Source organism: Burkholderia sp. HI2500 (assembly GCF_002223055.1).
Taxonomy (GTDB): domain Bacteria; phylum Pseudomonadota; class Gammaproteobacteria; order Burkholderiales; family Burkholderiaceae; genus Burkholderia.
In genome coordinates, this window is sequence record NZ_NKFL01000004.1 from 71,930 (window position 1) to 91,507 (window position 19,578).

The 19,578-nt window shown below is 68.1% G+C and carries 18 protein-coding genes; 15 read left to right on the top strand and 3 right to left on the bottom strand.

The features are described 5' to 3' along the window. Positions 1 to 9 precede the first annotated feature (9 nt). The 14 genes from mtgA to CFB45_RS02935 all read left to right on the top strand — a co-directional run bounded on the left by mtgA (position 10) and on the right by CFB45_RS02935 (position 14,895). Positions 10 to 747, top strand: a complete 738-nt coding sequence (gene mtgA / locus CFB45_RS02865) for a monofunctional biosynthetic peptidoglycan transglycosylase (protein ID WP_089424453.1) — start codon at positions 10 to 12, stop codon at positions 745 to 747. Positions 748 to 1,185: 438 nt separating this feature from the next. Beyond that, positions 1,186 to 2,796: a S10 family peptidase gene (locus CFB45_RS02870; RefSeq protein ID WP_179255034.1), complete on the top strand. Its 1,611-nt coding sequence runs from the start codon at positions 1,186 to 1,188 to the stop codon at positions 2,794 to 2,796. Between the two features lie 80 nt (positions 2,797 to 2,876). Continuing rightward, the gene (locus CFB45_RS02875) at positions 2,877 to 3,278 is read left to right on the top strand and encodes an EF-hand domain-containing protein (RefSeq protein WP_089424454.1); all 402 of its coding nucleotides are present in this window, start codon (positions 2,877 to 2,879) and stop codon (positions 3,276 to 3,278) included. 347 nt (positions 3,279 to 3,625) lie between these two features. Continuing rightward, the gene (locus CFB45_RS02885; RefSeq protein ID WP_089424455.1) at positions 3,626 to 4,525 is read left to right on the top strand and encodes an IclR family transcriptional regulator; all 900 of its coding nucleotides are present in this window, start codon (positions 3,626 to 3,628) and stop codon (positions 4,523 to 4,525) included. Beyond that, complete coding sequence (locus tag CFB45_RS02890; protein ID WP_089424456.1) at positions 4,522 to 5,547, top strand: 2-dehydro-3-deoxygalactonokinase; 1,026 nt, start codon at positions 4,522 to 4,524, stop codon at positions 5,545 to 5,547. The genes CFB45_RS02885 and CFB45_RS02890 overlap by 4 nt, the downstream gene beginning before the upstream one ends. A 22-nt stretch (positions 5,548 to 5,569) precedes the next feature. Beyond that, positions 5,570 to 6,247, top strand: coding sequence for a 2-dehydro-3-deoxy-6-phosphogalactonate aldolase (locus tag CFB45_RS02895; protein WP_089425839.1), 678 nt, complete (start codon positions 5,570 to 5,572; stop codon positions 6,245 to 6,247). Beyond that, on the top strand, positions 6,247 to 7,026 hold the full coding sequence (locus CFB45_RS02900) for an SDR family oxidoreductase (RefSeq protein WP_089425838.1): 780 nt from the start codon (positions 6,247 to 6,249) through the stop codon (positions 7,024 to 7,026). Before CFB45_RS02895 ends, CFB45_RS02900 begins: the two co-directional genes overlap by 1 nt. A 111-nt stretch (positions 7,027 to 7,137) precedes the next feature. Further along, positions 7,138 to 8,133: an arabinose ABC transporter substrate-binding protein gene (locus tag CFB45_RS02905; protein ID WP_069247093.1), complete on the top strand. Its 996-nt coding sequence runs from the start codon at positions 7,138 to 7,140 to the stop codon at positions 8,131 to 8,133. Between the two features lie 69 nt (positions 8,134 to 8,202). Next, positions 8,203 to 9,714: an L-arabinose ABC transporter ATP-binding protein AraG gene (gene araG / locus CFB45_RS02910; protein WP_089424457.1), complete on the top strand. Its 1,512-nt coding sequence runs from the start codon at positions 8,203 to 8,205 to the stop codon at positions 9,712 to 9,714. A gap of 70 nt (positions 9,715 to 9,784) precedes the next feature. Continuing rightward, positions 9,785 to 10,801 (top strand): L-arabinose ABC transporter permease AraH, encoded by a 1,017-nt coding sequence (araH, locus tag CFB45_RS02915; RefSeq protein ID WP_011350896.1) that lies wholly within the window; start codon positions 9,785 to 9,787, stop codon positions 10,799 to 10,801. Positions 10,802 to 10,830: 29 nt separating this feature from the next. Further along, entirely contained in the window at positions 10,831 to 11,637 is an 807-nt protein-coding gene (locus CFB45_RS02920; RefSeq protein WP_089424458.1) for an SDR family NAD(P)-dependent oxidoreductase, read from the top strand. Between the two features lie 49 nt (positions 11,638 to 11,686). Further along, positions 11,687 to 12,748, top strand: a complete 1,062-nt coding sequence (locus CFB45_RS02925) for an aldose 1-epimerase (protein ID WP_089424459.1) — start codon at positions 11,687 to 11,689, stop codon at positions 12,746 to 12,748. A gap of 39 nt (positions 12,749 to 12,787) precedes the next feature. Continuing rightward, on the top strand, positions 12,788 to 13,615 hold the full coding sequence (gene pyrF / locus CFB45_RS02930) for an orotidine-5'-phosphate decarboxylase (protein ID WP_050013849.1): 828 nt from the start codon (positions 12,788 to 12,790) through the stop codon (positions 13,613 to 13,615). Positions 13,616 to 13,836: 221 nt separating this feature from the next. Further along, complete coding sequence (locus CFB45_RS02935) at positions 13,837 to 14,895, top strand: phosphorylcholine phosphatase (RefSeq protein WP_089424460.1); 1,059 nt, start codon at positions 13,837 to 13,839, stop codon at positions 14,893 to 14,895. Positions 14,896 to 14,932: 37 nt separating this feature from the next. On the opposite strand, the gene CFB45_RS02940 is transcribed toward CFB45_RS02935, so the two are convergent. The 3 genes from CFB45_RS02940 to thiL are packed head-to-tail and all read right to left on the bottom strand — an operon-like array spanning position 14,933 to position 17,004. Beyond that, positions 14,933 to 15,433: a CinA family protein gene (locus CFB45_RS02940; protein WP_034186407.1), complete on the bottom strand. Its 501-nt coding sequence runs from the start codon at positions 15,431 to 15,433 to the stop codon at positions 14,933 to 14,935. 31 nt (positions 15,434 to 15,464) lie between these two features. Further along, positions 15,465 to 16,016 (bottom strand): phosphatidylglycerophosphatase A family protein, encoded by a 552-nt coding sequence (locus tag CFB45_RS02945; protein WP_089424461.1) that lies wholly within the window; start codon positions 16,014 to 16,016, stop codon positions 15,465 to 15,467. Then, positions 16,006 to 17,004 carry a thiamine-phosphate kinase gene (thiL, locus tag CFB45_RS02950; RefSeq protein ID WP_089424462.1) on the bottom strand — a complete coding sequence of 333 codons (999 nt, stop codon included), beginning with the start codon at positions 17,002 to 17,004 and terminating at the stop codon, positions 16,006 to 16,008. The genes CFB45_RS02945 and thiL overlap by 11 nt, the downstream gene beginning before the upstream one ends. Positions 17,005 to 17,139: 135 nt before the next feature. On the opposite strand from thiL, the gene CFB45_RS02955 reads away from it, so the two are divergent. Beyond that, on the top strand, positions 17,140 to 19,482 hold the full coding sequence (locus CFB45_RS02955; RefSeq protein ID WP_301777649.1) for an NADP-dependent malic enzyme: 2,343 nt from the start codon (positions 17,140 to 17,142) through the stop codon (positions 19,480 to 19,482). The last annotated feature ends 96 nt before the right edge of the window (positions 19,483 to 19,578 follow it).

The window sequence follows — 19,578 nt, forward strand, 5'->3', positions numbered from 1 at the left end:
GCGCGGCACGTGGTGGCGGTGAGCGGCACGCAGCCCACGCGGACGGTGAGCCCGACCCGCTGGATCGTCTATGCGGGATCGGTGTTCGCGGGTGCGTGGCTCGCGACGCAACTGTTCTATCTCGCGCAGATCGCACTGTGGTCGTTCGTGAACCCGGGCTCGACCGCGTTCATGCGCACCGACGCGTGGTGGCTGTCGCGCGACAAGCCGCCCGCGCAGATCCAGCATCAATGGGTGCCGTACGACCAGATCTCGCGCAACCTGAAGCGCGCGCTGATCGCGTCGGAAGATGCGACTTTCGCGACCAACAACGGCTACGACGTCGACGCGATCCTGCAGGCGTGGGAGAAGAACAAGGCGCGCGGCAAGATCGTCGCGGGCGGCTCGACGATCACGCAGCAGCTCGCGCGCAACCTGTTCCTGTCGCGCGAGAAGAGCTACATCCGCAAGGGGCAGGAGCTCATCATCACGTGGATGCTCGAAACGGTGCTCGACAAGGAGCGGATCTTCGAGATCTACCTGAATTCCGTCGAGTGGGGGCGCGGCGTGTACGGCGCCGAAGCGGCCGCCCGCTATTACTACAGGATTCCCGCGAGCCGGCTCGGCGCGTGGCAATCGGCGCGTCTCGCGGTGATGCTGCCGAAGCCGCGCTGGTTCGACGCGCATCGCGGCTCGGCGTACCAGGCGCAGCGCGCGGCGGTCATCGCTCGCAGGATGGGTGCGGCCGCGCTGCCGCAATCGGAGTGAACGGCGCGCTCGCGCCGTCGCATTGACCGTTTCGTCGCCCGTGCGCCCGTCACGGGCCGTTTGTGCGCTGCAGCGCATTCATGTCGCGATCATTTCGGGCCACATCCTTTAGACGAATCCGTCTATTTCGTTTTGCTGAGCAATACCGGGCGCCGTGTGCTTTTGTTGGCCGATATGGCACGAAATTCGGGGATTTTTTAGTCTCCCCGGATAAACACGAAAGTCCGTGAAAGGTATGTGAAATGCAACGTTTCGCAAACCGAAGCATTCCTGAAAGGTGTGCGCCGCACCGGCCGCCAGCCAAATATTTCAAAATTTTTCAAAGCTGACGGCCTCGCGTATATTGGCCAGCGCCTCGGCTTATCGGCCGCAATCGAGGCGGGGGGTGGCTTATCCGGCTGCTCGACACAAAAAACATCCGAGAGAAGGAAAGCAACGATGCCAGCAAGCAAAGCGAAGCTGTTGTTGGGAGTGGTGTTTTCTTCGCTGATCCTGACGGCCTGCAACGACGACGTGACATCGTCTTCTGCTGCCAGCGCCGACAATTCAGCCGATCCCGCCAGTCAGGTGGACAGGGCGTACAACGATCCGAACAGTTATTCGTCGAGCGCGAACGCGTCGCTCGACGCCTCCGCCGCGGTCGAAAAGGCCGCCGTCACGCATCACCAGATCACCCTCAACGGCAAGACGATCCGCTACACGGCCACGGCCGGCCACCTCGTCGCGCGCAATCCGCAGACCGGCGCGCCCGAAGCATCGTTCTTCTATGTCGCGTATACGGCCGACAACCAGCCCGCGGCAAAGCGGCCCGTCACGTTCCTGTACAACGGCGGCCCCGGCTCGGCATCGGTGTGGCTGCACCTCGGCTCGTTCGGCCCGCGCCGGATCCAGACGGGCGACCCGAACGCGAACACGTCGACGTTCCCGTTCGTCGACAACCAGGAAAGCCTGCTCGACACGACCGACCTCGTGTTCGTCGACGCAATCGGCACCGGCTTCTCCGAAGCGGTCGCGCCGAACACGAACCAGACGTTCTGGGGCGTCGACCAGGATGGCGGCGCGTTCCGCGATTTCGTGACGCGCTACCTCACCGTGAACCAGCGCAACGATTCGCCGAAATACCTGTTCGGCGAGTCGTACGGCACGCCGCGCACCGACGTGCTCGCGAACCTGCTCGAGACGGCCGGCGTGAAGCTCGACGGCATCGTGCTGCAGTCGTCGATCCTGAACTACAACGTGAACTGCGACATGGCGAGCGACTACGTCGGCAACTCGAACAACGGGTCGAGCCCGGTGAGTTGCGCGGGTTTCGTGCCGTCGTATGGCACGGTCGGCGCGTACTACCAGCTCGACAACCCGAACCCGTCGAGCCTGCCGCAGTATGCGGACCAGATGCGCCTGCTGACGGCCGGCAGCTACGCACCGGCCGTGAACGCGTACCTGGCGAGCCATACGCCGCCGCCGCCGACCCTCGTCACGACGATGGTGAATTCGACCGGCGTGAAGCAGTCGCTGTGGAATGCGAACTTCAACGTGGTCCCGACTTTCTTCGACAACAGCTTCCAGCTGTCGCTGATCCCGGGCACGCTGATCGGCCGCTACGACGCGCGCGTGAACGTGCCGGTGTCGAGCCCGCTGGCGGCCGACGGCGATCCGTCGAGCTCGTTCATCACGAAGCCGTTTACCGACACGATCGGCAAGTACCTGCCGAACGAGCTGAAGTACACCGCGCAGTCGGCCTACTCGGTGAGCAGCAATGCGATCAACACGTGGGACTGGACGCACGACGGCCTCGCGATGCCGGACACGATCCCCGATCTTGCCGCGGCGCTGTCGCTGAATCCGCAACTGAAGGTGCTGTCGCTGAACGGGTATCACGACATCGCGACGCCGTTCTACCAGACCGAGCTCGACCTCGCGCGGCTCGGGACGCAACCGAACCTGACGATCAAGGACTATCAGGGCGGACACATGGTCTATCTCGACGATACGTCGCGTCCGCAGGAGAAAGCCGACCTCGTGACCTTCTACAACGCGGCCGCGCACTGATGCTGCGCCAGGCAGGCGACGCGCGCCCGCGGTGGCGCCACGCCTGCCGTCGACGACCTCATTCCAGACTGGAGCCTGATATGAAGAATCGTTTCATCGTCGTTGCCGCGGCGCTCGCCTGTGTCGGCGCCGCAGCATCCGTATCCGCGTTCGCGCAGGCGAGCGACGCCGCCGCCCCGGTGCGTGCGCGCCAGGCGCAACTCGGCGATCCGTATGTACCGCCGGCCGCGCGCAAGCCGACCGCCGGCACGCAGACGACGGGCGCCGCGCTGCATGCGCAGGTGGTGCGCAAGCTCGCGCGGCAGTTCAGCGCGGCCGACGCGCAGAACACGGGTTCGATCACCGAGTCGCAGGCACGCGCGGCCGGCCTCGGCTATGTCGCGAACCACTTCCGGCAGATCGACTCGTCCGGCAACGGCCGCGTGTCGTTCGCGGACGTCCAGCGCTACATGCAGGCACGCAGCACGAGCAGCCAGCAGTAAGCGCGGCGCGCGGTGAACAAACGGGGGCGGAACCTGCTGCAAGGCGGGTTCCGCCCCCGTGCACATGAAGCCGCCGTTACGTCGAAGACGACCGGATTCACGTCGAATTCTCATTATCTGGGCAACGCACTCAAATATTGGAGACGGGGGCGTGCGCTCCTACAATCCGAAGCACATCACAGCTTCGGACCCACGCATCGCGCGGCGCCCGACGCACACGGAGACACCTTCCATGAAGTTCGCCGGGCGCTTTATTCGGTGCATCGACCGCCGCTTCGTCGCGACGCCGGACGCCATGCCGGCATCGTGCGAACGGCTTCACCGGTTCCGTTGAAGAAGCCCGCCCCATGAACAAGATGCCCGACACCCTTGCCCTCGACGCCCGGCGTGCGACGCCGGACGATGCGTCGCTGACCGACAGCATCGGCGCGACCAGCACGCCGCTCGATCTCGCCGCGCAGCAGGCCGGTACGCAGACGCTGCTGCGCGGCCTTGCGATCCTCGAGGCGATCGCGAACGGCGCGCGCGACATGCGCGCGATCGGCGCGGCGCTCGGCACGACGCGCAGCACCACGCATCGCCTCGTCAGCAGCCTCGTGCAGGCGCGCTACCTGCGCCAAGTGCAGGGCGGCTACCTGCTCGGCCCGAAGCTGATCGAGCTCGGCACGATCGCGCTCGAGCAGATGCCGCTCACCGCGGTGGCGCGCCCGCACCTCGAAGCGCTCGCGGAAGCGACGCTCGACACGATCCATCTCGGCGTGCGCGACGGCGACGACGTGCTGTACATCGACAAGATTCCCGGCACGCGCGGCCTCGAGATGCGCTCGCGCGTCGGCCACCGGATGCCGCTCGCGTCGACCGGCATCGGCAAGGCGATGATGCTCGACACCGATCCCGACACGTGGCGCTCGCTGTTCGAGGCCGCCCGGCGGGCGCTTGCCGGCGTCAATTTCAAGCCGGACAACCGGCCCGAGACGAGCGCGTTCCTGCAGCGCATGGCGCATTACGCGGCCGGCGGCTATACGTTCGATCTCGAGGAGAACGAGGCGTCGATCCGCTGCGTGGCCGCGCCGATCCGCGACGCATCGGGCGCGATCGTCGCGGCCGTGTCGGTCGCGAGCACGATTCCGTACATGCCGCACGACCGGATGGACGAACTGATTCCGCTCGTGCAGCGCGAAGCGCGAGCCATTTCCGCGGAACTGGGCTGGAGCCCGCCGCAGGGTACCCGCAGGATCAAACGATGACGACTTCGACCCGGCCCGTTCCGGATGCCAGCTCCGCCACCCCGTCGCTGATCGCGCTCGACTGGGGCACGACGTCGCTGCGCGCTTACCTGTACGACGCGCACGGCGCGCTCATCGACACGCGCAGCCGTGCGGCGGGCGTGATGCATGTGCCGGGCGGCGGCGCGCGCGCGTTCGACGCGGTGTTCGAGGACGCGTGCGGCGACTGGCTCGACCGCACGCCGGGCCTGCCGGTGCTCGCCGCCGGGATGGTCGGCAGCGCGCAGGGCTGGCGCGAGGCGCCGTACGTCGCGGTGCCGGCCGGGGCCGACGCGCTCGTCGCGGGCCTGATCACGGTGACGACCGCGCGCGGCACGACGATCTCGATCGTGCCGGGCGTGATCGCCACGGGCGAACTGCCCGACGTGATGCGCGGTGAAGAAACGCAGATATTCGGTGCACTCGCGAGCGATCCCACGCTTGGCACCGATCGTTCAGGGGTACTGATCGGCCTGCCGGGCACCCATGCGAAATGGGCGTGGGTGAGGGACGGGCTGATCGAGCGCTTCCAGACCTTCATGACGGGCGAGCTGTTCGCGGTGCTGCGCGACCACACGATCCTCGGCCGCACGATGCGCGCGGGCGCGTCGCCCGATCGCGCGGCGTTCGTGCGCGGCGTCTCGGTCGCGCGCGGCGCGCAGCACACGGGGCTGCTCGCGACGATCTTCAGCACGCGCACGCTCGGCCTGACCGACCGGCTCGCGCCCGATGCGCAGGGCGACTACCTGTCCGGGCTGCTGATCGGCCATGAGCTCAATGCGCTCGACGCGATGCTCGCGGAGCGCGGCATCGCGCTTGCGGACCAGCCGCTGCTGCTGATTGGTGATGACGGCCTGTGTGCGCGCTACGTCGACGCGCTCCAGGAATTCGGCCACCCGCACGCTCGCGTCGTCGCGCATGCGACCGACCGCGGCCTGTGGCGGATCGCGTCGCGCGCCGGGCTCGTGCGTGCGGATGGCGAGCCCGTCTGCGCCGACCAATGAACTGTTTGCCGAGGATTTTTCGATGCCGTCCGACCTGACCTTGCCCGCACCCTACGCGCCCCACGCCGCGCTGATGCGTGCGTTCGACGCGTGCCCGCTGATCGCGATCATGCGCGGGATCACGCCTGCCGAAGCGGCCGACCACGGCCGTGCGCTCCATGAAGCCGGCTTCCGGATCATCGAGGTGCCGCTCAATTCGCCCGATCCGTTCGACAGCATCGCCGCGCTGCGGCGTGCGCTGCCCGACGACACGATTGTCGGCGCGGGGACCGTGCTGCGCGCCGAGTATGTCGACCGCGTGCAGGACGCGGGCGGCGCGCTGATCGTGATGCCGCACAGCGACGCGGCCGTGATCCGCCGCGCGCGCGAGCGCGGCCTCGCGAGCGCACCGGGCGTGGCGACGCCGACCGAAGCCTTTGCGGCACTCGCGAACGGCGCCGACGTGCTGAAGATGTTCCCGGCCGAGCAGCTCGGCGTGCCGGTCGTGAAGGCGTGGCGCGCGGTGATCGACCGCGCGGTGCCGCTGATCCCGGTCGGCGGCATCTCGCCCGACAACATGGCGCCGTTCCTCAGCGCCGGCGCGAACGGTTTCGGGCTCGGCTCGGCGCTGTACCGCCCCGGCCAGTCGGCCGACGCGACCGCGGCGAATGCGCGTGCGTTCCAGGCCGGCTTGCGCGCGGCGCGCGGCGGAGTCGCATGATGGGCCGCCTCGCGGACAAGGTCGCGATGGTGACGGGCGCGGGCCGGGGCATCGGCGCCGCGATCGCCCGCGCGTTCGTTCGCGAGGGCGCGGCGGTCGCGCTCGTCGATCTCGACTTCCCGCAGGCGCAGCGCACGGCCGCCGCGATTGCGCACGAGATCGCCGATGCGCGCGTGTTGCCGCTGCAGGCGGATGTCGCGCGGCAGGACGCGGTGCGCGACGCACTGGCGCAGACCGAGGCGGCGTTCGGCCCGCTCGACGTGCTGGTGAACAACGCGGGCATCAACGTGTTCGCCGATCCGCTGACGATGACCGAAGACGACTGGCGCCGCTGCTTCGCGGTCGACCTCGACGGCGTGTGGCACGGCTGCCGAGCGGCGCTGGAGGGGATGGTCGAACGCGGCCGCGGCAGCATCGTGAACATCGCGTCGACGCACGCGTTCAGGATCATCCCGGGCTGCTTTCCGTACCCGGTCGCGAAGCATGGCGTGCTGGGCCTCACACGCGCGCTCGGCATCGAATACGCGGCGCGCAACGTGCGCGTGAACGCGATCGCGCCGGGCTACATCGAGACGCAGCTCACGCGCGACTGGTGGGACGCACAGCCCGACCCTGCTGCCGCGCGCGCCGAAACGCTCGCGCTGCAGCCGATGAAGCGGATCGGCCGGCCGGAGGAGGTCGCGATGACGGCCGTGTTCCTCGCGTCCGACGAGGCGCCGTTCATCAATGCCGCGTGCATCACCGTCGATGGCGGGCGCGCGGCGCTGTATCACGACTGACACGATTGACGTAACGATTCGAAAGACCGCACGTGCGACGGCCGCGCGCACGCTGCGTCGAAACCAACAAGCGGCTGCATCCTGTTCGATGAAGACAAGGAGACACTGGAGATGAAACGCAGAACGTTCGTAACGCTGGCGGCCGCGGCCGCGGTGGTGATCGGGAGCCCCGTCGTGCACGCGGCCGATCCGGTCAAGATCGGCTTCCTCGTGAAGCAGCCGGAAGAGCCGTGGTTCCAGGACGAGTGGAAGTTCGCCGAAATCGCGGCGAAGCAGAAGGGCTTCACGCTCGTGAAGATCGGCGCGCCGTCCGGTGAAAAGGTGATGAGCGCGATCGACAACCTGTCCGCGCAGAAGGCGCAGGGCTTCATCATCTGCACGCCCGACGTGAAGCTCGGGCCGGGCATCGTCGCGAAGGCGAAGTCGCACAACCTGAAGATGATGACGGTGGACGACCGCCTCGTCGACGGCGCGGGCAAGCCGATCGAGGCGGTCCCGCACATGGGGATCTCCGCGTACAACATCGGCAAGCAGGTCGGCGACGGCATCGCGGCCGAGATCAAGAAGCGCGGCTGGGACATGAAGGACGTCGGCGCGATCGACATCACCTACGAGCAGCTGCCGACCGCGCATGACCGCACCAGCGGCGCGACCGACGCGCTGGTGGCCGCCGGCTTCCCGAAGGCGAACGTGATCGCGGCGCCGCAGGCGAAGACCGACACCGAGAACGCCTTCAACGCGGCGAACATCGCACTCACGAAGAATCCGCAGTTCAAGCACTGGGTGGCGTACGGCCTGAACGACGAAGCGGTGCTCGGTGCGGTGCGCGCGGCGGAAGGGCGCGGCTTCAAGGCGGACAACATGATCGGCATCGGCATCGGCGGCTCCGATTCGGCGCTGAACGAGTTCAAGAAGCCGCAGCCGACGGGCTTCTACGGCACCGTGATCATCAGCCCGAAGCGCCACGGCGAGGAAACCTCGGACCTGATGTACACGTGGATCACGCAGGGCAAGGCGCCGCCGGCGCTGACGCTGACGACCGGCATGCTCGCGACGCGCGACAACGTGTCGAAGGTGCGCGACGAGATGGGGCTCGCGTCGAAGTAAGCGGCTTGCCGGCTGCGGCGGCCACGCGGCAGCCGGCGATCGATGGATCTGCAAGAGTAGGGAGACGACGTGTCAGCGGCACTGCGTTTTGACAATATCGGCAAGGTCTTTCCCGGCGTGCGCGCACTCGACGGCATCTCGTTCGACGTGCATGCGGGCGAGGTGCATGGCCTGATGGGCGAGAACGGCGCGGGCAAGTCGACGCTGCTGAAGATTCTCGGCGGCGAATACCAGCCCGATGCGGGCAGCGTGCTGGTCGACGGCCAGCCCGTGCAGTTCGCGAGTGCGGCCGCGTCGATCGCGGCCGGCATCGCGGTGATTCACCAGGAGCTGCAGTACGTGCCCGACCTGACGGTCGCGGAAAACCTGCTGCTCGGCCGCCTGCCGAATGCGTTCGGCTGGGTGAGGAAGCGCGAGGCGAAGCGCTTCGTGCGCGAGCGGCTCGCCGCGATGGGCGTCGATCTCGATCCCGATGCGCGGCTCGGGCGGCTGTCGATCGCGCAGCGGCAGATGGTCGAGATCTGCAAGGCGCTGATGCGCAATGCGCGCGTGATCGCGCTCGACGAACCGACCAGCTCGCTGTCGCATCGCGAGACCGAAGTGCTGTTCAAGCTCGTCGCCGACCTGCGTGCGCAGGGCCGCGCGCTGATCTACATCTCGCACCGGATGGACGAGATCTACCGGCTGTGCGACGCCTGCACGATCTTCCGCGACGGGCGCAAGATCGCGTCGCACGAATCGCTCGGCGACGTGCCGCGCGAACGGCTCGTCGCCGAGATGGTCGGGCGCGAGATTTCGGATATCTATCATTACGCGCCGCGTGCGCTCGGCGACGTGCGCTTCGCGGCCGAAGGCATCGACGGCCCGGCACTGCGCGAACCCGCGAGCTTCTCGGTGCGCGCGGGCGAGATCGTCGGTTTCTTCGGGCTCGTCGGCGCGGGCCGCAGCGAGCTGATGCGGCTCGTGTACGGCGCGGATCACCGGCGCGCGGGCGTGCTGACGCTCGACGGCGCGCGCATCGACGTGAAGCGCACCGGCGACGCGATCCGCCACGGCATCGTGCTGTGCCCCGAGGACCGCAAGGAAGAGGGGATCATCGCGATCGCGTCGGTCGCGGAGAACATCAACATCAGCTGCCGCCGCCATTCGCTGCGCGCGGGGCTCTTCATCAACCGCAAGGCCGAAAGCGAAACGGCCGACCGCTTCATCCAGCGGCTCAAGATCAAGACGCCGAGCCGGCGCCAGAAGATCCGCTTCCTGTCGGGCGGCAACCAGCAGAAGGCGATCCTGTCGCGCTGGCTCGCGGAGCCCGACCTGAAGGTCGTGATCCTCGACGAGCCGACGCGCGGGATCGACGTCGGCGCGAAGCACGAGATCTACGACGTGATCTACCGGCTCGCGGAACGCGGCTGCGCGATCGTGATGGTGTCGTCGGAGCTGCCGGAAGTGCTCGGCGTGTCCGACCGCATCGTCGTGATGCGCGAGGGCCGGATCGCGGGCGAGCTGCCGCGCGAACAGGCGAACGAGCATGCGGTGCTGAGCCTGGCGCTGCCGCAGACGAGCGCCGTCGAGGCGGCCTGACGCAGCACACGACAATCGAATCGGACAGGCACGGCGCGGGCCGTGCGATGCAGGAGCAGGAGACTCAATCATGCAAGTCAACGAAAACCTTGGCAGCGCCGCCGTGAAGCCGTCGGCCGACGCGCTGGTGCCGCAGCAGAGCGACCGCCAGAAGTGGTGGCAGCATCTGACCGAATACAGCCTGATCGCGATTTTCGCGGTGATGTTCATCACGATGTCGCTGACCGTCGATCACTTCTTCTCGATCGACAACATGCTCGGCCTCGCGCTGTCGATCTCGCAGATCGGCATGGTCGCGTGCACGATGATGTTCTGCCTCGCGTCGCGCGACTTCGACCTGTCGATCGGCTCGACCGTCGCGTTCTCCGGCGTGCTGTGCGCGATGGTGCTGAACGCGACCGACAACACGTTCGTCGCGATCATCGCGGCGGTCGCGGCCGGCGCCGCGATCGGCTTCGTGAACGGCGCGGTGATCGCGTACCTGCGCATCAACGCGTTGATCACGACGCTCGCGACGATGGAGATCGTGCGCGGGCTCGGCTTCATCGTGTCGAAGGGGCAGGCGGTCGGTGTGTCGTCGGATACGTTCATCGCGCTCGGCGGGCTGTCGCTCTTCGGCGTGTCGCTGCCGATCTGGGTCACGCTGCTGTGCTTCATCGCGTTCGGCGTGCTGCTGAACCAGACGGTCTACGGCCGCAACACGCTCGCGATCGGCGGCAACCCGGAAGCCTCGCGGCTCGCGGGGATCAACGTCGAACGCACGCGCGTGTACATCTTCCTGATCCAGGGTGCGGTGACGGCGCTCGCGGGCGTGATCCTCGCATCGCGCATCACGTCGGGCCAGCCGAACGCCGCGCAGGGTTTCGAGCTGAACGTGATCTCCGCGTGCGTGCTCGGCGGCGTGTCGCTGATGGGCGGCCGCGCGACGATCTCGGGCGTCGTGATCGGCGTGCTGATCATGGGCACCGTCGAGAACGTGATGAACCTGCTGAACATCGATGCGTTCTACCAGTACCTCGTGCGCGGCGCGATCCTGCTCGCGGCCGTGCTGCTCGACCAGTTGAAGAACCGCGGCGTCCGCGACTGACCCGATCCGCTTTTACGGAGACGAACCGCATGACCATCGACACTTCCGCGCACGACCCGCACACCGCGAGCCACGCGCGCTATGCACGCTACCCGAGCCTCGAGGATCGCGCGGTGCTGATCACGGGCGGCGCGACCGGCATCGGCGCGGCGTTCGTCGAACACTTCGCCGAGCAGGGCGCGCGCGTCGCGTTCGTCGACCTCGACGCGGCGGCCGGTGCCGCGCTCGCGGAACGCCTCGCGCACGTACGCCATGCGCCGCTGTTCCTCCAGTGCGACCTGACCGACATCGACGCGCTGCGCCATGCGATCGACGCGATCCGCGCGCGTATCGGTGCGATCGCGGTGCTCGTGAACAACGCGGCGAACGACACGCGCCACGCGATCGGCGACGTGACGCCCGAATCGTTCGACGCGGGCATCGCGGTGAACCTGCGTCACCAGTTCTTCGCCGCGCAGGCGGTGATCGACGACATGAAGCGGCAGGGCGGCGGCGCGATCGTCAATCTCGGCTCGATCAGCTGGATGCTGAAGAACGGCGGCTATCCCGTCTACGTGATGGCGAAGGCGGCCGTGCAGGGGCTGACGCGCGGCCTCGCGCGCGACCTCGGCCCGTTCGGCATCCGCGTGAATTCGCTGGTGCCCGGCTGGGTGATGACCGACAAGCAGCGCCGGCTGTGGCTCGACGACGCGGGCCGCGCGGCGATCAAGGCCGGCCAGTGCCTCGATGCCGAACTGCTGCCCGCCGATCTCGCGCGGATGGCGCTGTTCCTCGCGGCCGACGACAGCCGGATGATCACCGCGCAGGACGTGATCGTCGACGGCGGCTGGGCCTGACCGTTCGCACGACCCGCATCGATTCTTCGACGAAGGAAAGGAGTTCACCATGACCGCCACGTCCTCGAGCGCATCGTCGTCCACCAGCCAGTCGCGCCGCGCGCGCCTGGCCGCCGCCGCGCAGCCGGTCAGCCCCGGCCCGCAGACAGCAGCCTTCGCGCAGGGCGTCGGCGCCGCGCATGCGGCGGCCGTCACGCTGTCGAATGCGTTGCTGCGGCTCGACGTGCTGCCGCATCTCGGCGGCGGCATCGCGCGCTTCGACTGGCGTGGCGACAACGGCGCGCTGATGCCGGTGTTCCGCCGCTGCGAGCACCCGGAGACGGCGACGGACCCGAACGAGCTCGCGTGCTATCCGCTGCTGCCTTACTCGAACCGGATCGGCGACGGGCGGTTCGAGTGCGACGGGCGCAAGGTCGCGGTGCCGCGCAATCGCCGCGACGAGCCGCTGCCGATTCACGGCGACGGCTGGCTCGCGCGGTGGCAGGTGGACGATGCGACCGGCACGTCGCTGCAACTGTCGCTCGATCGCACCGCCGGCGCGCCGTATGCGTTCCGCGCGATCCAGTCGTTCGAGCTCGATGACGCGACGCTGTCGATCGCGCTGACGATCGAGAACGCGGGGCGTGCGCGGCTGCCGTTCGGGCTCGGCGTGCATCCGTTCCTCGTGCGCGATACCGCGACCGAACTGGCCGCGGCTGCCGGCGGGCTGTGGCTGTCGGGCGCGGATTTCCTGCCGGTGCGGCACGTGAGCGTGCCGCCGGCCTGGCAGTTCGGCGTCGCGTATCCGCTGCCGGCCGCGCTCGTCAATCATGCGTTCACCGGCTGGGGCGGCCACGCGACGGTGAGCTGGCCGCGCCGCGGGCTGTCGCTGACGGTGGCGGCCGACGCCGACGCGTACGTGCTCTATACGCCGCCCGGCGAGGATTTCTTCTGCTTCGAGCCGGTCGATCATCCGATCAATGCGGTGAACCTGCCGGGCGGCGCGACCGCGCACGGGATGACGCTGCTCGCGCCCGGCGAGCGGCTCACGCGGCGTTTCGCGTTCACCGTCGAGCGCGCCGATGCGCGCGGCAATGCGGCTTCGCGCGAGGCGCGCCGGCGACGCGGGTAAAATACGCGGTCTACCAACGGTTTGCCGCGAGTACCCGCCATGTCTTCCCCGCTTACTTTCATCGAATCGCTGCGCGCCGCGTGGCAGCGCACCAATTCGCTGCTGTGCGTCGGCCTCGATCCCGAGCCGTCGCGCTTTCCCGTGCAGTTCGACGGCCAGCCCGATGCGATCTTCGAATTCTGCCGGCAGATCGTCGACGCAACCGCGCAATACGCGAGCGCGTTCAAGCCGCAGATCGCCTACTTCGCCGCGCATCGCGCGGAAGACCAGCTCGAGCGGCTGATCGCGCACATCCACCTCCAGCATCCGGGCCTGCCGGTGATCCTCGACGCGAAGCGCGGCGACATCGGCAGCACGGCCGAGCAGTACGCGCGCGAAGCGTTCGAGCGCTACCGCGCGGACGCCGTCACGGTGAACCCGTACATGGGCTACGACTCGGTCGAGCCGTACTTCGAGCACGAAGGCAAGGGCGTGATCGTGCTGTGCCGCACGTCGAACCCGGGCGGCTCCGACCTGCAGTTCCTCGACACCAACGGCCGGCCGCTGTACCAGGTCGTCGCCGACCTCGCGGCGAACAAGTGGAACGCGAGGAACGGCCAGCTCGGCCTCGTGGTCGGCGCGACGTTCCCGAAGGAAATCGAGATCGTGCGCGGGATCGTCGGCGACATGCCGCTGCTGATTCCCGGCATCGGCGCGCAGGGCGGCGACGTGCAGGCGACCGTCAACGCGGGCCGCACGGCCGACGGCACCGGCATGATGATCAACTCGTCGCGCGCGATCCTGTACGCGAGCAAGGGCGAGGATTTCGCCGAAGCCGCGGCGCTCGCCGCGCAGAAGACGCGCGACACGATCAACGCGCATCGTTGATCGGTTGCACCGGTTGCCTGTCCGGGCAGCCGGTTCCGGCGGGCTCCCACGCGCGAGCCCGGCGCTCTTCTCCCGTTTTTCCGCTCCTCCGCCCGTCCGGCCCGCGCTGGCGCACGCGGACAACTTCCCGTCGCTTCCGCACCGCATCCCCGCGCGCCAATCGCGCGATGCTCCCGCTTGTCATCGATCCGTCACGAAAATGTCAAGAAAGGAGCGACGCCATGCCCAAGCTGTCCCGACGTCTTCTGAGCGCGCTTGCCGCGTCGTTGTGCATGAGCTTCGCCCATGCGGCGGATCTCTCGCACTGGCCGGCCGACAGCGCGAAGGCGCTGAACGCGATGATCGCCGCGCACGCGCACCGCGGCGACTACGCGGTGTTCGACGCCGACAACACGACCTACCGCTACGACCTCGAGGAGTCGCTGCTGCCGTACCTCGAGAACCGCGGCGTGCTGACGCGCGACACGCTCGACCCGTCGCTGAAGCTGATCCCGTTCAAGGATTCCGCCGACTACCGGGAATCGCTGACGAGCTATTACTACCGGCTGTGCGAGATCGACGACCTGGTCTGCTACCCGTGGATCGCGCAGGCGTTCGCCGGGCTGTCGCTGGCCGACCTGAAGCGCCACGTCGACGCGATGCTCGCCGACGGCAAGCCGATCCCGATCCGCTACTGGCAGGGCGACAAGGTGGTCGACGGCACGGTGAACCCGCCGCGTTTCTTCCGCGGGATGCAGGAGCTGTACAACGCGCTGCGCGAGAACGGGATCGAGGTCTACGTGATGACGGCCGCCCATGAGGAGCTCGCGCGGCTCGTGCTGTCCGACCCGAAGTACGGCTACAACGTGAAGCCGCAGAACGTGATCGGCGTGACGACGCTGCTGCGCAACCCGGCGACCGGCGCGCTGACCACCTCGCGGCTGCAGATCAAGGCCGGCAAGTACGACGAGGCCGCGAACCGCAGCCTGGTGATCACGCCGTTCCTGATGAACCCGATGACGTGGTACGAAGGCAAGCTCGGCTCGATCGTCGGCTGGATCGACCAGTGGAAGAAGCCGGTGCTCGTCGCGGGCGACACGCCGACGTCCGACGGCTACATGCTGCTGAACGCGACCGACGTCGCGCGCGGCGGCGTGCGCGTGTGGGTGAACAAGAAGGACAAGCAGATGGCGCAGATCCGCGCGTGGTCGGATGAATCGGCCGCGCGGCAGAAGTCGCTCGGCCTGCCGGTGACGGCGGACAAGAACTGGATCGTCGTGAAGCCCGACGCGATCCAGTAAGCGGGCAGTCGGGGGCGCGGCGCGCGCCCCCCGGCGATCAGCCCTCGCGCTCGTCGAGCAGCTTCAGCAGCCCGCGCAGCGCATGCGCGGCCGCCTGCGTGCGGATCTGTTCGCGGTCGCCCTTGAACACGAGCGTCTCGACGTCGGTATGCAGCCGGTTGCTCCAGCCGAACGACACGGTGCCGACCGGCTTCTTCTCGCTGCCGCCGGCGGGGCCCGCGATGCCGGTGACGGACAGCGCGACCTGCGCGCGGCTGTTGCGCAGCGCGCCTTCGGCCATCGCGCGCGCGACGGGCTCGCTGACGGCGCCGTGCTTGTCGATCAGGTCGGGCGGCACGCCGATCATCTCGATCTTGGCCTGGTTCGAGTACGTGACGAAGCCGCGCTCGAACCACTGGCTGCTGCCGGAGATATCGGTGATCGCCGCGGCGATCATGCCGCCGGTGCAGGATTCGGCGGTGGCGAGCGTCAGGTGCTCGTCACGCAGCTTGTTGCCTGCGCGGATCGCAAGCTGATGGACGACGGAATCGGTTGGCATGCGCGTCGGGAAACGGGAGTCGGAAAGTCGGTCAGCCGACGACGGAGCGCCACAGGGCGATCACGAGCAGCGTCATGAACGCGGCGACCAGGTCGTCGACCATGATGCCGAGCCCGCCTTTCAGGCGGCGCTCGACATAGCGGATCGGCGGCGGCTTGAGCATGTCGAAGAAGCGGAACGCGACGAACGCCCACAGCTGGCCGACGAAGGTCGCGGGCGTGACGAACAGCATCACGAGCCAGATCGCGACGATCTCGTCCCAGACGACGGCGCCCGGATCGGCCGAACCCATCTTCGTCGCGGTGAAACCGGTGAGCCATGTGCCGGCCACGAAGCCGGCCGCGATCAGCGCCCACCATTCGGGCACCGTCAGGTAGCGGTTGAGCACGACGAACGTCAGCCAGCCGAACAGCGAGCCGAACGTGCCGGGCATGATCGGCGCGAGCCCGCTGCCGAAGCCGAGCGACACGATGTGCACCGGGTGCGACAGCATGAAGCGCGCGGTCGCGCGGCGCGGCGCGTTGCCGCCGGATGCGGCGCCGGGCTCGGCCGCGGTGTGCGCGGGCGTCGGGTCAGTCTGCATGGAAGTGGTCGAAGCCGTGCAACGTGAGAGCGAGAGGCGCGCCGGCGGCGTCGCGCCACGCGATCGCGGGCGGCTCCGACGGTGCGAACAACGCGCGTATTGTACCGATTCGGGTGACCGCCACGCCGGCCGTTACGCCGGCCGCCTCGACCGCCGCGCGGGCTGCCGCCGGCGCGGTGAAGCACAGTTCGTAGTCGTCGCCGCCGGCCAGCGTGCAGCGGCGCTGCACGTCGGGCGGCAGCGTCGCGAGCGCGGCCGAGCGCGGCACCGCGTCGGCATCGATCTCGGCGCGCACGTTCGAGCGGGCCAGGATGTGCTGCAGGTCGCCGGCGAGGCCGTCCGAGAGATCGAGCGCCGCGTGCGCGACGCCCGCGAGCGCGAGGCCGAGCGCGATGCGCGGTTCGGGGTACTCGAGCGCGCGCCGGAACGCGGCCGCTTCGTTCGCGCCGGCCGTCCATTCGCCGCGCGCGACGCCGAGGCCGGCGCGCGCATCGCCTAGCGTGCCGGACACCCAGACATCGTCGCCGTCGCGCGCGGCGTCACGCCGCAGCACCGCGTCGGGCGCGACTTCGCCGAACACGGTCACGCACAGGTTCAGCGGGCCGCTCGTCGTGTCGCCGCCGATCAGCTCGCAGCGGTAGCGCTCGGCGAGCGCGAACAGCCCGTTGCTGAACGCTTCCAGCCACGCGGCGTCGGCACGCGGCAGCGCGCACGCGAGCGTGAACGCGCGCGGCTCGGCGCCCATCGCCGCGAGGTCGGACAGGTTGACCGCGAGCGTCTTGTGGCCGAGCGCGTCGGGCGCGACGTCGGGGAAGAAGTGGCGGCCTTCCACCAGCATGTCCGTCGAAATGGCCAGCAATTTCCCGGATCGGGGCGTGATCAACGCGCAGTCGTCGCCGATGCCGAGCGTCGACGCACGGGCGCCCTGCGCGGCGCGGCGCGTGAAGAAGCGTTCGATCAGCGAAAACTCGGAGAGGGCGGCTGGCACGGCGGATGGATCCGAAACGATGGAAGGAACGGCATTGTACGAGGCGAGCGGCGCCGTTCCTGCACCGTTCAGTACAATTTTGTCGCGGCTGTTGCACCCGAATCGCCGGTCTGGCGGCCGATGATTGGCGCTACAATGCCGTCGAAGAGTCATTCTAATCCGCCCGCCAAGAGACACATGTCTACCCAAGCCTCCTCCAAAGCCAAACTCCGCGAAGCCGCGCTCGACTATCACGAATTCCCGACCCCCGGGAAAATCGCGATCGCCCCGACCAAGCAGATGATCAACCAGCGCGATCTCGCGCTCGCGTACTCGCCGGGTGTGGCGTACGCGTGCGAGGAGATCGTCGAGAATCCGCTCAACGCGGCGCGCTTCACCGCGCGCAGCAACCTGGTGGGCGTCGTCACGAACGGGACGGCGGTGCTCGGTCTCGGCAACATCGGCCCGCTCGCGTCGAAGCCGGTGATGGAAGGCAAGGCGGTGCTGTTCAAGAAGTTCGCGGGCATCGACGTGTTCGACATCGAGCTGAACGAGTCGGATCCGCACAAGCTGGTGGACGTGATCGCCGCGCTGGAGCCGACCTTCGGCGGGATCAACCTGGAAGACATCAAGGCGCCGGACTGCTTCATCGTCGAGCGCGAAGCGCGCAAGCGGATGAAGATCCCGGTGTTCCACGACGACCAGCACGGCACCGCGATCGTGGTGGCCGCGGCCGTCACGAACGGGCTGAAGGTCGTCAACAAGGACATCAAGAAGGTCAAGCTCGTCGCGTCCGGCGCGGGTGCGGCTGCGCTCGCGTGTCTCGACCTGCTGGTCGACATCGGCCTGCCGCTCGAGAACATCATCGTGACCGACCTGGCGGGCGTGGTCTACAAGGGCCGTACCGAGCTGATGGATCCGGACAAGGAGCGTTTCGCCCGCGAAACGGAAGCCCGGACGCTGGCCGAAGTGATCGACGGCGCGGACATCTTCCTCGGCCTGTCGGCTGCCGGCGTGCTCAAGCAGGAGATGGTGAAGGGCATGGCCGAGCGCCCGCTGATCCTCGCGCTCGCGAACCCGACGCCGGAAATCCTGCCGGAACTCGCACTCGAAGTGCGGCCGGACGCGGTGCTGGCCACGGGCCGCACCGATTACCCGAACCAGGTCAACAACGTCCTGTGCTTCCCGTTCATCTTCCGCGGCGCGCTCGACGTCGGCGCGACGACGATCACGCGTGAAATGGAGATCGCGGCCGTCAACGCGATCGCCGAGCTTGCGCAGCACGAGCAGAGCGACATCGTCGCGACCGCGTACGGCATCCAGGACCTGTCGTTCGGGCCCGAATACCTGATTCCGAAGCCGTTCGATCCGCGCCTGATCGTGAAGATCGCGCCGGCCGTCGCGCAGGCCGCGATGGACGGCGGCGTCGCGACGCGCCCGATCGAGGACATGGACGCGTACAAGCAGCACCTGCAACAGTTCGTGTATCACAGCGGCACGACGATGAAGCCGATCTTCCAGATCGCGCGCGCCGCGCCGGAAGAGAAGAAGCGCGTCGTGTTCGCGGAAGGCGAAGAAGAGCGCGTGTTGCGCGCCGTTCAGATCATCGTCGACGAAAAACTCGCGAAGCCGATCCTGATCGGCCGCCCGTCGGTGATCGAGCACCGTATCCAGCGCTACGGCCTGCGCCTGACGCCGGGTACCGACTTCACGGTCGTCAACACCGAGCACGACGAGCGCTACCGCGATTTCTGGCAGACGTACTACAAGATGATGGCGCGCAAGGGCATCAGCGAGCAGCTCGCGCGCGTCGAGATGCGCCGCCGCACGACACTGATCGGCTCGATGCTGGTGAAGAAGGGCGAAGCGGACGGGATGATCTGCGGCACGATCAGCACCACGCACCGCCACCTGCACTTCATCGACCAGGTGATCGGCAAGCGCCCGGGCTGCAGCGTGTACGCGGCAATGAACGGCCTCGTGCTGCCGGGCCGCCAGATTTTCCTCGTCGACACGCACGTGAACGTCGATCCGACCCCGGAAGAGCTGGCCGAGATCACCATCATGGCGGCGGAAGAAGTGCGCCGCTTCGGCATCGAGCCGAAGGTCGCGCTGCTGTCGCACTCGAATTTCGGCACGAGCAATGCCCCTTCTGCGAAGAAGATGCGCGATACGCTCGCGATCCTGCAGGAACGTGCGCCGGAGCTGAAGGTGGACGGCGAGATGCACGGCGACGTCGCGCTCGACGCGGCGCTGCGCAAGGAAATCCTGCCGGAATCGACGCTGGAAGGCGAAGCGAACCTGCTGATCCTGCCGAACATCGACTCCGCGAACATCGCGTACAACCTGCTGAAGACGGCCGCGGGCAACAACATCGCGATCGGGCCGATCCTGCTGGGCGCCGCGCAGCCGGTGCACGTGCTGACCGAATCGGCGACCGTTCGCCGCATCGTCAACATGGCGGCGCTGCTGGTCGCCGACGTGAACGCCACGCGCTGAGCCAAAACGAACGCGCCAGGCCGGTCGAACCGGCGTGGCGCGTCGGGCGAAATTGTAAACAAAAGCAAAAAGAGGCGTGCCCGCAATGGGCACGCC

What these genes read in the sequence shown, in the direction of transcription:
- CFB45_RS02890 (WP_089424456.1), top strand. Translation starts at nt 4,522, where the DNA reads ATGACGACTTCGACCCGGCCCGTTCCGGATGCCAGCTCCGCCACCCCG.
- CFB45_RS02870 (WP_179255034.1), top strand. Translation starts at nt 1,186, where the DNA reads ATGCCAGCAAGCAAAGCGAAGCTGTTGTTGGGAGTGGTGTTTTCTTCG.
- CFB45_RS02920 (WP_089424458.1), top strand. Translation starts at nt 10,831, where the DNA reads ATGACCATCGACACTTCCGCGCACGACCCGCACACCGCGAGCCACGCG.
- araH (WP_011350896.1), top strand. Translation starts at nt 9,785, where the DNA reads ATGCAAGTCAACGAAAACCTTGGCAGCGCCGCCGTGAAGCCGTCGGCC.
- CFB45_RS02935 (WP_089424460.1), top strand. Translation starts at nt 13,837, where the DNA reads ATGCCCAAGCTGTCCCGACGTCTTCTGAGCGCGCTTGCCGCGTCGTTG.
- CFB45_RS02905 (WP_069247093.1), top strand. Translation starts at nt 7,138, where the DNA reads ATGAAACGCAGAACGTTCGTAACGCTGGCGGCCGCGGCCGCGGTGGTG.
- CFB45_RS02900 (WP_089425838.1), top strand. Translation starts at nt 6,247, where the DNA reads ATGGGCCGCCTCGCGGACAAGGTCGCGATGGTGACGGGCGCGGGCCGG.
- CFB45_RS02925 (WP_089424459.1), top strand. Translation starts at nt 11,687, where the DNA reads ATGACCGCCACGTCCTCGAGCGCATCGTCGTCCACCAGCCAGTCGCGC.
- CFB45_RS02885 (WP_089424455.1), top strand. Translation starts at nt 3,626, where the DNA reads ATGAACAAGATGCCCGACACCCTTGCCCTCGACGCCCGGCGTGCGACG.
- CFB45_RS02875 (WP_089424454.1), top strand. Translation starts at nt 2,877, where the DNA reads ATGAAGAATCGTTTCATCGTCGTTGCCGCGGCGCTCGCCTGTGTCGGC.
- CFB45_RS02940 (WP_034186407.1), bottom strand. Translation starts at nt 15,433, where the DNA reads ATGCCAACCGATTCCGTCGTCCATCAGCTTGCGATCCGCGCAGGCAAC.
- CFB45_RS02955 (WP_301777649.1), top strand. Translation starts at nt 17,140, where the DNA reads ATGCCGTCGAAGAGTCATTCTAATCCGCCCGCCAAGAGACACATGTCT.
- CFB45_RS02895 (WP_089425839.1), top strand. Translation starts at nt 5,570, where the DNA reads ATGCCGTCCGACCTGACCTTGCCCGCACCCTACGCGCCCCACGCCGCG.
- CFB45_RS02945 (WP_089424461.1), bottom strand. Translation starts at nt 16,016, where the DNA reads ATGCAGACTGACCCGACGCCCGCGCACACCGCGGCCGAGCCCGGCGCC.
- pyrF (WP_050013849.1), top strand. Translation starts at nt 12,788, where the DNA reads ATGTCTTCCCCGCTTACTTTCATCGAATCGCTGCGCGCCGCGTGGCAG.